The organism is Blautia sp. RTP21359st1_E11_RTP21359_211015, assembly GCF_040910705.1.
Lineage (GTDB): Bacteria > Bacillota > Clostridia > Lachnospirales > Lachnospiraceae > Blautia_A > Blautia_A fusiformis.
In genome coordinates, this window is record NZ_JBDGAB010000090.1 from 1 (window position 1) to 8,554 (window position 8,554).

Here is an 8,554-nt window from a genome sequence, read left to right on the forward strand (position 1 = left end):
GGTGTGGATAAAACACTTCCGGAGTCAACGGAAATGTGGAAAAATATAAAAGGCACAAAGCCGGATCGCATTGTTGTTAATATATGACAGGTGATGAGCAGGCTTCGAAGGTGGATCGCGAATATCCGTTTGACAAGAATACATTGCGGAAAAAAGGAACAGGACATGGAGAACAGTATGAAAATAACAGCCGGGTTAGGCTCCATAGATGAATATGAACGTTTTGTGCAGGCAGGAGCAGATGAATTTTTCTGTGGCTATGTACCCTTTTCCTGGGCGGAAAAATACGGCACAGTAATGCCGTTAAATCGCAGGGAGGTTCTCTGCTGTAATGTTCAGCTTGGAGCATACAGTGAGCTGGAAATTCTTTCCCGGATGGTAAAAAAATATAAAAAGCCGGTGCATCTCACCTTCAATTCCCTGTATTATCTTCCGGAACAGTATCCGGAGATCGGAGATATCATAGAAAAGTGCATGGGAATTGGATTTCGAAGCTATATCATTGCAGATCCGGCACTTCTTGTTTATCTGAAAAACAGGGGGATTTCCTGTGAGATCCATCTCAGCGGAGAGACGGGGGAAGTGAACAGTGAAATGCTGAAGATGTTCCGGCGCTTTCCTCTGAAGAGATTGATCTTTCATCGGAAAAACACGTTCCGGGATATGCAGTCTGTTATTGCATCTCAGAGAGAAGTGGAAAAACAGGCTGGGATCCGACCGGAGGCGGGAATGCAGTTCGAGGCCTTTGTGCTGAATGAAATGTGCCAGTTTACGGGAGCATTCTGTAATTCTCTTCACTGTGATGAGATGGGATATCTTTGCAGGGTGTCCTATTGGCTTGGAACTGTACGGAATGGTGATGCTGTTCCGGAAAAAATAATGGCTCTTCAGGAGCAGGCGTGGGATCAGGAACCGGATCTGAAAGCATATGATGAATCCGGATATCTTTGTGGTGAGACAGGCTGTGGACTGTGTGCACTGTATCAGCTGAAGCAGGCAGGGATCACGCACCTGAAGCTGGTTGGCCGGGGAAACTATGTGGATCACATGGAAAAAGATATCCGGAATTTGCGAAAAGCGTTGGAAATCCTGGACGCTGCAGAAAATGAGAGGGAATTTAAATATACGTTAAAACGGACAGTGTTTCCGGCGGGGTGTAGCGAAAGATGTTATTATCAGTAACAAAAAGAGAAGCTTTTTTGAGTTGGAATAAATGATAAATGGGATGAAAACCAGAATCAGAAAAGGACATGGTGCAGATTGCAGATTTGACGGTCCTGGGAAAAAGCTATTTCCGGATTATTTGGGATCAATGGCGTGTGGAGCTCCTTTCTGAGTTCAGAGATCATTACATTTGCTGTGATCCTGATACTGGCGGGATCCGGGCGGAAAAAGAATGTATTTTCAGGAGAAAAGATATAAAATGAATTTCGAGCGTGTAAAAAGAGAAGAAGCAGATACAGTTCTGAAGCTGTACCGTTCATTGCTGGGGACGCCCTATTGTGTGTGGACAGAGGAGTATCCTTCAGAAAAAGAAGTGGAATTTGATCTTTCCAGAGATGCGCTGTTCTGTATGCGGGACGATGCGGGAAATATCGCAGGTGTGATCTCCATTGATGATGATCCAAATGTGGAATGTCTCACATGCTGGTCAGAAACCATGGTGCCGTCAGCGGAGGTCTCCCGGGTGGGAGTATGTCAGGAATTCCAGAATCAGGGGATTGCCGGGAAACTTCTTAAGGGTGTGATGGAAGAACTGAAGAAGCGGGGCTATAAAGCTGTACATCTTCTTGTTGCGAAGGACAATGTAAAAGCACTCCGTTCTTATAATAAGCTGAATTTTGAGAACGTGGGAGAGTGTGAACTCTGGGGACATATGTACTGGTGTTATGAGAAAGCATTATAAAAAATGAAAAACAGGTATCTTTTTGCCGGGCGGTAGATCGACCACCAATGTCAGATCGATAAGTGGTGGTCAATACACAGTCAGCAGAGAAGATACCTGTTTTTTGTTTGAAAGCAGATCAGATCCTCCGGCAGCTGTCCCTTTCGATCAGCTGGTGAGGTACAATGATCTTTGTGGCCGGAAGGCTCGGATTTTCGATATGACTGATCATCTGCGTGGCTGCTTCCATTCCAAGCTGCCCGGAGTTAATATCAATGGAGGTCAGCTGAGGCGAAGTCAGTCTGGCAAAAAGTGAGTTGTTAAAGGAAAGAATGGACAGATCCTCCGGTATGGAGATATCTGCTTCCATACAGATCCTTTCCAGGGAAAGCGCCAGAATATCATCACTGACAAGCACAGCTGTAGGGCGCTCCTCACTTAAAAGCAGCTTTCGAAGCTCCTGAAACTCATTCTGGGAAGCGGCAGGAACCTCTATACAGTATTCGGGCTGTACGGTTAATCCGTGGCTGATCAGCGCAGTCATGTAGCCGGTTTTGCGGTCTGCGGAAAAGACCAGGGAATTATCTACACCCAGATAAGCGATCTTCCGGTGGCCCAGAGCATAAAGATACTCCGTTGCCTCCTGTCCGGCCAGAAGGTTGTCATTATCGATATAGATCGTATGATTGGTGTATTGTGCCGGTTTTCCGATCAGGATATAGAGAAGTCCTTCACTGAAGAGAAAATCAATAACAGGATCATTCACACGGGAATAAAGAACAATAAATCCGTTAACCTTACCGCTTCTGGACATGGAACGTACTGCGTTAAGGATCTCTTCTTCATTCTGACCGGTAACAATGGTGCTGATATACTGATGTGCGTTACAGTAGTGGCTGATCCCCCGGATCGTCTCAAGGTAAAAGGAATTCTCGTATGTCTCCTTTGGGGACGGAGGCAGGATGATACCGATGGAGCGGGAAATCTGTGCTGCCAGGTTACTGGCCTGAAAATTCGGCTCATAGCCAAGCTCCGCCATGGCTCTGCGTACACGTTCCTTGGTTTCTTCACTGATAGATGGATTATTTTTGCAGGTTCTGGAAACGGTGGACGGGGACACCCCGGCCAGAGCTGCCACATCTTTGATGGTTACTGCCATAAATTTGCCTCCTCACGGATATGCCGGATCAAAGCGGAAGTATGCCTCTGATCCGGCTTTTTTATCTCAGTCTGATAGAGATATTGTAGTTCATAACAAGGATACTGTCAAACATATTGCACGGAAAATTGCATGAAATTGCGTAAAAACAGATGCACAGAAAATCAGGTAGTGAGATGCAGACAGATTCTGTTTGACACAATGAAAAACTGCACAAAATCAGGATGTAAAAATTGTAAGAAAGGTAGAAAAGACAAAAACGCATTGCACTTCATGCAAAATGGACGTATAATTTACGCAAACGGTTGCGTAGATTATATGAATATGCATCCGTGAGAGGATAATAGATAAGATGCTCTGAGATGCAGGGCTCAACATAAGGAGAGAAAAGATATGGATAAAAGAGCAGCCGGCATTCTGATGCCGATCACAAGCCTGCCGTCAGAGTACGGCATCGGATGTTTTTCAAAGAGTGCCTATGATTTTGTGGACTGGCTGAAGGAAGCGGGACAGAGCTACTGGCAGATCCTCCCGCTGGGACCTACCAGTTACGGAGATTCTCCGTACCAGTCCTTCTCCACTTTTGCGGGAAATCCGTATTTTATCAGCCTGAAGGCACTGGTGGAGGAAGGCGTCCTTACAAAGGAGGACTGTGATAAGGTCAGCTGGGGAAGAAGAGCAGACAGCGTAGACTATGAAAAAATCTACAAAGGCCGTTATAAGCTTCTCCGCAAAGCTTACGAAAACAGCAACACCAGAGAGAATCCGGATTATCAGAAATTTGTTGCAGAAAACAGCTGGTGGCTTTCCGACTATGCACTTTTTATGGCAGTAAAGGATCAGTTCGGCGGTGTTGAGTGGACAAAATGGGCAGGGGATATCCGCCTTCGCTGGGCAAATGCCATGGACTACTATCGCAGAGAATTATATTTTGATATTGAATTCCAGCAGTATATGCAGTTCAAATTCTATGAGCAGTGGATGAAACTGAAAAAATATGCCAACGAAAAAGGCATTCAGATCATCGGAGATATCCCGATCTATGTAGCTATGGACAGTGCAGATACCTGGGCTCATCCGGAACTTTTCCAGCTGGATGAGGAGAATGTGCCGGTGGCTGTAGCCGGATGCCCGCCGGACGGTTTTTCCGCAACAGGACAGCTTTGGGGAAATCCACTGTACCGCTGGGATTACCACAGAAATACAGGATATCAGTGGTGGATCTCCAGACTGAGCTACGTATTCCGCCTTTATGACGTGGTAAGGATCGATCATTTCCGTGGCTTTGACGAGTATTTTTCCATTCCATACGGTGCAGAAAATGCCATTGGCGGTCACTGGGAAAAAGGTCCCGGGATCGATCTGTTCCGCAAAGTGGAGCAGGCCCTTGGCTGGAAGCAGGTCATTGCGGAGGATCTTGGCTATGTGACAGATTCTGTGCGTCAGCTTGTCCATGACAGTGGATTCCCGGGAATGAAGGTCCTGGAGTTTGCGTTTGATTCCAGAGATTCCGGCTGTGCCAACGATTATCTTCCACACAACTATCCGGAGAACAGTGTGGCATACACAGGAACCCATGATAATGAGACCATCGCCGGATGGTGGAAGAGCATTATGGCAAAAGAGCGTAAGCTTGCCAGGGATTATCTCTGTGATAACTATACACCGGATAAAGAGCTGCATAAATGCTTTATCAGCCTGGTTATGAGAAGCAGTGCAAAGCTCTGTGTGATCCCTATGCAGGATTATATGGGCCTGGATAACAGCTGCAGAATGAACCAGCCTTCCACAGTAGGAAAGAACTGGAAGTGGAGGATCCGCAAAAGGGAGCTGACTGTGAAGCTTCAGAAAGAAATCCATGATATTGCACTTCGCTACGGACGTATGAACTGGTCTGATTAAAAGAGAGATCCAAGAGACATATTCCATTTAAACGGGACGTGAAAGAAAGTAGAAAGATTTTAGATAGAATCGTGATTTTTTATGTGATATAATGCTGTTTCGTGGAGGCAGCTGTCAGTAAAAGGTAAGGCTGACAGCTGCCTTATTGTATTTTCAGATCTGCGGTAAATGATAAAGTGATACATTTATATATGCAGAAGATCAGAAGAGAGTGTCTGATCTGTAGCAGTGGATAATCCTGAATAACGGAAGATTTTTTACAATAAGGGGAGAATTATGACAGGAAAAACACACGCGGCAGTCGGACTCGGAACAGTGCTGGCAGTTACACAGCCCTCTACGGTTTCCGGTCTGGTACTTGCGGCAGGAACAGGAATGCTTGGAGCATTGATCAGCGACATTGATGTAGGAACCTCCAAATCCCATAAGGATGCGGACCGGATCACACTGATCGCGGTACTGCTTGTGGCAGCAGAGATCGCATTGAATTATTTTTATAATTTTTCCATCTGGGAAAAGATCCGCAATAACCAGTCTATGGCGCCGGTTGCCATGGGAGTTATTATTTTTATTGCAGTCTGCGCCTTTGGAAAAAATCAGCCGCACCGGTCATTTATGCATTCGATCATGGCTATGGCCATTTTAAGTGCAGCCATATCCATGGTGTCCGCGAAGCTGGTCCTTTATTTTGTGGTTGGATTCGCATCACATCTGGTGCTGGACTGCTTTAACCGGAAACGGGTACGGATCCTGTATCCGCTGCCGGGCGGCATTGCGCTGGATTTCTGTAAGGCAGGAGGCTTTGTGGATTCCCTGCTTTTTAAGCTTGGATCTGTAGCTGTGATCTTTGAGATCGTATATCTGGCTGTGCAGATGGGAGAGAACTGGAAGCTTTTTCGAATGTAGAGGATGTTTTATTTACCGATTACGGATAATTTTATATGGGGCAGATATTGTTAAGCCAAAAAAGGAGCAGATTTTCCAAATACGGAAGATCTGCTCTTTTTAACCGAATCAAGGGAGTTCCCTGTTTCAATTACGAATATCCGCCTGACGGTTTATAAGTGTGATCATTTATTCTTTCTGATCCTGCAGGCGCATGCTGTGTAAAGTACGTCTGTGGAAGAGTTCAGTGCTGTCTCACAGGAATCCTGGATCACGCCTACGATGAAACCGACACCAACTACCTGCATGGCAACATCATTGGGGATTCCGAAAAGGCTGCAGGCCATCGGGATCAGAAGAAGAGAACCGCCGGCAACTCCGGAAGCACCAGCCGCACTTGCAGCAGCCAGGATGCAGAGGATCAGAGCGGTCGGGAAGTCTACGCTGATACCGAGTGTATGTGCAGCTGCCAGAGCCATGATGGAAATGGTGATCGCTGCACCACCCATGTTGATGGTCGCACCAAGAGGGATGGAGATGGAGTAGGTATCCTCATCAAGTCCGAGATTCTTGCACAGCTCCATGTTTACCGGAATGTTGGCGGCAGAGCTTCTTGTAAAGAAGGCTGTGATACCACTGTCCTTCAAGCAGCGCAGAACCAGCGGATACGGATTCTGGCGTGTGCAGATGAAAGTAATGATCGGATTGATCACCAGTGCAACAAAGAGCATGGTTCCCACCAGTATACAGATCAGACGGCCATAGCTTAACAGTACGCCAAGCCCCTGCTCGGAGATGGTTGTGAAGATCAGGCCCATGATACCAAATGGAGCAAGGCTGATGATCCATCTTACGGCTGTGGAGGTTGCATCGGAAATGTTTTCGATGACAGTCTTGGTAGTTTCACTTGCGGCCTTCAGTGCGATACCGAAGATGATGGCCCATGCAAGGATACCGATATAGTTGGCGTTGACAAGTGCGTCAACCGGGTTGGAAACAATGTTCATCAGAAGGTTTTTGAGGACCTCTGCAACACCGCTTGGCGGAGTGACGTCGGAAGTATTTGTATTTTCGGAAAAAGTCAGCATGATCGGGAACAGGCGGCTGGAGATCACAGCTGCCAGTGCTGAGAGTATATTTCCCAGAAGATAAAGTACAACAACGAATTTCATGTTTGTTTTCTGGCCTTTTCCCATGTGGCACAGAGAGCTCATTACCAGGAAGAACACCAGAAGCGGAGCAATTCCACGAAGAGCACCGACGAACAGATCACCGAGAATGGAGATCACAGATGCCTGAGGGATCGCAAGTCCGAGAATGATACCAACGATCAGACCACAGATGATACGCTTGATCAGGTTGATGCTGTTCCATTTTTGAATCAGTTTTTTCATAACTAGTTTCCTCTTTCCTATTGTGTGAGTGTGCTAAAAAATGCTGAGCCGCAAAGCAACGATCCAGTGTAAAGGGCGGATCGTTCTAAGCCGGTATTACTGCATCGCGTAAAAGCACAACAGAATAATTATATACAATTATGTCCGCCTTGTAAAGACAAATGTACATAAAACGCGAGAAAGATATAAAAAGCGCCAGATCAATGCTTCGTCTGGCGCTATATATTTGAAGTATCAGGTCCGAATTTTCCGGAAGCTTACAGCAAAGAACAGAACCTCCGCAAAGCCTGTAATTCCCCATGAGAAAATATACAGGAGATAAAGTGAGGAAATGGTCTGGAAGTGTGCAAACACCGTATAGAACCAGATGACACGGAATACACAGGATCCCAGAATGATGATGATGGTCGGTGGGATACTTTTTCCGATGCCACGGGAAGCGGCGATACTGCAATCCATAAAACAGCTGAAGGCATAGCTGAAGCCCATGATCTGGATCCTCTCCATGCCGGCATCGATGACTGCCGGTTCTGTGGCAAACAGTGACAAAAACTGCGGACCGAAAACAAGAAGCAGTCCACCAAGGATCGCGCCTGCGATGAAGGCATATGTAAGGCTGATCCCATAAGTCTTCAGCATACGTTTTTTATTTCCGGCACCCCAGTTCTGGCCGATGAAGCTTGCGCATGCAGTATAGAAGGCGAACATGACGTTGTAGATCAGAGAGTCTGCATTTGCAGCGGCAGCATTTCCGGAAACCGTGACTGCATCGAAGGAGTTGACGCCGGCCTGTACGAACAGATTTGCAATGGCAAAAATTCCGTTCTGCAGACCTGTGGGAATACCAAGAAGCAGTACTGCTTTACAGGCCTTTGGGTGAAGATGGAGCTTACGCAGGGATACCCTGCATTCGTCTTTTCTCCGGAGGAGGTGGATCATTACCAGAGCAGCGGATATATACAGGGCGATCGCGCTGGCAGTTGCCACACCTGCGGCGGCCATATGACAGACGATAACGAAAAACAGGTTCAGAAGAACGTTGATCACTCCGGCAATGGAAAGATAGATCAGCGGTCGCTTCGTATCGCCGCGGGCACTTAATACGCCGTTACCGAAATTGTATACAGCCATGGCCGGCATACCCAGAGCATAAATCTTCATATATAAAACAGCCTGGTCCATCAGCTCCGGTTTCGTATTCATCATGGACAGCATCTGTCCGGAAAACAGAAGACAGACGACACAGACCAGAAGTCCTGCGATGGCACAGAGAAGAAGAGATGTATGGATCGTTTCTTCGGTACCTTTTCTGTTTTCGGCACCAAGCTC

The 8,554-nt window shown here is 46.7% G+C and carries 7 protein-coding genes; 4 read left to right on the top strand and 3 right to left on the bottom strand.

Going from position 1 to position 8,554, the window contains the following annotated elements:
- Positions 1-177: 177 nt before the first annotated feature.
- Positions 178-1,182 (top strand): U32 family peptidase, encoded by a 1,005-nt coding sequence (locus AB5026_RS18190; RefSeq protein ID WP_138276756.1) that lies wholly within the window; start codon positions 178-180, stop codon positions 1,180-1,182.
- A 241-nt stretch (positions 1,183-1,423) separates the two neighbouring features.
- A complete protein-coding gene (locus AB5026_RS18195) occupies positions 1,424-1,906 on the top strand; it encodes a GNAT family N-acetyltransferase (protein ID WP_368214096.1) in 483 nt (160 codons plus the stop codon).
- Positions 1,907-2,024: 118 nt separating this feature from the next.
- Here the strand turns inward: AB5026_RS18195 and AB5026_RS18200 are convergent, their stop codons facing one another.
- On the bottom strand, positions 2,025-3,044 hold the full coding sequence (locus AB5026_RS18200) for a LacI family DNA-binding transcriptional regulator (RefSeq protein WP_129975167.1): 1,020 nt from the start codon (positions 3,042-3,044) through the stop codon (positions 2,025-2,027).
- Positions 3,045-3,437: 393 nt separating this feature from the next.
- On the opposite strand from AB5026_RS18200, the gene malQ reads away from it, so the two are divergent.
- Positions 3,438-4,946 (top strand): 4-alpha-glucanotransferase, encoded by a 1,509-nt coding sequence (malQ, locus tag AB5026_RS18205; protein ID WP_368214097.1) that lies wholly within the window; start codon positions 3,438-3,440, stop codon positions 4,944-4,946.
- 276 nt (positions 4,947-5,222) lie between these two features.
- Positions 5,223-5,852 (top strand): metal-dependent hydrolase, encoded by a 630-nt coding sequence (locus AB5026_RS18210; protein WP_368214098.1) that lies wholly within the window; start codon positions 5,223-5,225, stop codon positions 5,850-5,852.
- A gap of 164 nt (positions 5,853-6,016) precedes the next feature.
- On the opposite strand, the gene sstT is transcribed toward AB5026_RS18210, so the two are convergent.
- Positions 6,017-7,225, bottom strand: a complete 1,209-nt coding sequence (gene sstT / locus AB5026_RS18215) for a serine/threonine transporter SstT (protein ID WP_368214099.1) — start codon at positions 7,223-7,225, stop codon at positions 6,017-6,019.
- 234 nt (positions 7,226-7,459) lie between these two features.
- On the bottom strand, positions 7,460-8,554 hold a 1,095-nt coding region (locus AB5026_RS18220), incomplete at its 5' end, for an MATE family efflux transporter (protein WP_368214100.1).